This window comes from Pseudoalteromonas sp. OF5H-5, assembly GCF_021530695.1.
Lineage (GTDB): Bacteria > Pseudomonadota > Gammaproteobacteria > Enterobacterales > Alteromonadaceae > Pseudoalteromonas.
Window position 1 is genome coordinate 1 of record NZ_JAKGBF010000048.1, and the last position, 2,335, is coordinate 2,335.

Sequence of the window (2,335 nt, forward strand, 5' to 3'; positions counted from 1 at the left end):
TATTAAATTGTTGAACTAAGCCGCTACGCGGAGATCCTACTCTCACCAACTGAGCCACACTTACCTTGAGGTTATCCCATAACTTGGAGGTAAGTCATGAACCCACTCATAGAACAAGTCAAAACAGAAATAGCCTACCTAGGGTATTCGCAACGTACATGCAAAAGTTACTGTGAGCATCTACTTAAACTGAGTCACTATTTCAATAAACCACTCGATTCAATTACCGATGATGAACTGAATACCTTTTTTAATGATCCGGCTATTCGTAAACTCTCTAGAGCAAGCCAAAAAGTACAAATAAATAGTATTTGGTTTTTGTTTAAACATATTTTACACCGACCGCTGAACCTAGATATCGCATTACCAAAAGCGAAGACTCGCGCACCAACCTATTTATCTCGAGACGATATTCGGCGGTTGATAGAAAACTGTACGGATATGCGATTAAAAACGTTAATTGTGGTTTGCTATGGTTGTGGCTTACGCATTGGTGAGCTTTTGCATATTAAAGTGCAAGACATTGATGGAAAGCGAAAAACCATTTTAATTGAACAAGGTAAAGGAGATAAGTCACGCTATGTGGTGGCCTCCGATAGCGTACTTAACCAATTACGTAGTTACTGGAAAATGTATCACCCAACGGGTTGGATGTTTTACTCACGATGGTTAATGGATAAACCCATGTCAGCATCAAGCTTCAGGAGACCATTACGTGAACATGCACGACATTGCGGCTTAACTCACTGTAATCCACATGCACTACGCCATGCTTATGCAACACATCAACTTGAATCAGGCATGCCGTTGCACCAACTTCAACATCAGCTTGGACACAGTGATATTAAAACCACGCAAAGCTACTTACATTGGTTACCCGAATTGGGGCATGGTGGTGTTGATTTACTCGCAAGTTGGGTTAAACCATGAGCACTTTACATCTCGCTGATATTTTAAATTCGAGCCTTGGGCATTATCGGCAACATCATATAATGAGCTATCAGCAGCAACGCGTCTGTCAGCATCTTCAATCATGCAGAACGGGTCAGCTCGGTTATCAAACATGGCAGTGCGATAACTGCGGTGAGTCACAGCAGATTGGGTGCAGCTGCCGAGACCGCCATTGTCCACGGTGTCAAGGAATGGCAACGGCAAGGTGGATACAAAAGCAGCAAGAGAACTTATTGCCATGCCGCTATTTCCACCTTGTCTTTACGCTTCCTCATGAACTTAATGCCATTGCTCACTATAACCCAAGTGCCTTATACCAGTGTTTATTCAAAGCAGCATGGCAAACCTTGAGTAAATTTGCTAACCGAAAAGGGCACGGCCAATTAGGAATGACTAGCGTCTTGCATACTTGGGGGCAAAATTTAAGTCAGCATATTCATTTACACTGTTTAATCCCAGCAGGTACGCTCGATAAGACTCAATGGAATGAGATAGAAAAAGGCTATTTATATCCCGTTAAAGCGTTATCAACGGTCTTTAGAGGAAAAATGCTAGCGGCGCTTAGTGATTTTAATACGTCACTCGTGAAGATAAACACGCCAACAAAGTGGTGCGTGTATAGCAAAGCCTGCTTAGCTTACAGTGAAAAGCTAGTAAGTTACCTAGCACGGTATACCCGAAAAGGCGTGATGTCTGAATCACGTTTAGTGACAGCGAATGCACAGTCGGTGAGCTTCAAATACCGAGATTACGCAGATGATAATCGTGATAAAGTGATGACACTGAGTAATGACGAATTCTTACGGCGTTATTTGCAGCATGTACTACCGAAAGGATTTATGCGTATTCGGCATTACGGTTTTTTAGCCAATGCATGTCGCAAGCGAAAGTTAGCGCTGATAAGGTCGCAGGCGTCATGCACATGCAGAGCAAAGAGGCCAAAGGCAGGAGAAAACGTGACATTGATACCGAATTGGCCTTGTCAGCATTGTAAGGTAGGTATCTTGCGGCTAATTGGCGTATTCAAGTTAGATGCAACACCGACCAAAGTAGACCGAACGAGTTAGCAGCTCGATAGCTGCTCAAAATCAATTAGTTAACCTGCTTAATAGCTCAGGCTAGCGGCCTCTGTACGCTAAAAAATATAATTGCTTATTAAGGAAAATTTAGGTGTAATGAATACATAATAAGCGCTGAGCAATGCAGGGAAAGCTTACATAACACTAGCTAAACTGATTACACTAGCTAGGAAAGTGAGAGCCTCTAAAAAGCAAATTCCTATAGCATAAACAACACCAACTCTGTCACACCGAGCAGGTAGCAGCTCAGTCCAACAAGCGATTATGCAACACAAACTGCGTGTCGCATAAATACTAAAATGTTA

2 protein-coding genes are annotated in these 2,335 nt (G+C 42.5%); both read left to right on the forward strand.

Annotation, left to right across the window (positions count from 1 at the left end; translation table 11 throughout):
- The first annotated feature begins 96 nt into the window (after nucleotides 1-96).
- A complete protein-coding gene (locus tag L1271_RS24535; protein ID WP_235369044.1) occupies nucleotides 97-930 on the forward strand; it encodes a tyrosine-type recombinase/integrase in 834 nt (277 codons plus the stop codon).
- Nucleotides 927-2,018: an IS91 family transposase gene (locus L1271_RS24540; RefSeq protein ID WP_235369045.1), complete on the forward strand. Its 1,092-nt coding sequence runs from the start codon at nucleotides 927-929 to the stop codon at nucleotides 2,016-2,018. Before L1271_RS24535 ends, L1271_RS24540 begins: the two co-directional genes overlap by 4 nt.
- Nucleotides 2,019-2,335: the final 317 nt, after the last annotated feature.

What these genes read in the sequence shown, in the direction of transcription:
- L1271_RS24535 (WP_235369044.1), top strand. Translation starts at nt 97, where the DNA reads ATGAACCCACTCATAGAACAAGTCAAAACAGAAATAGCCTACCTAGGG.
- L1271_RS24540 (WP_235369045.1), top strand. Translation starts at nt 927, where the DNA reads ATGAGCACTTTACATCTCGCTGATATTTTAAATTCGAGCCTTGGGCAT.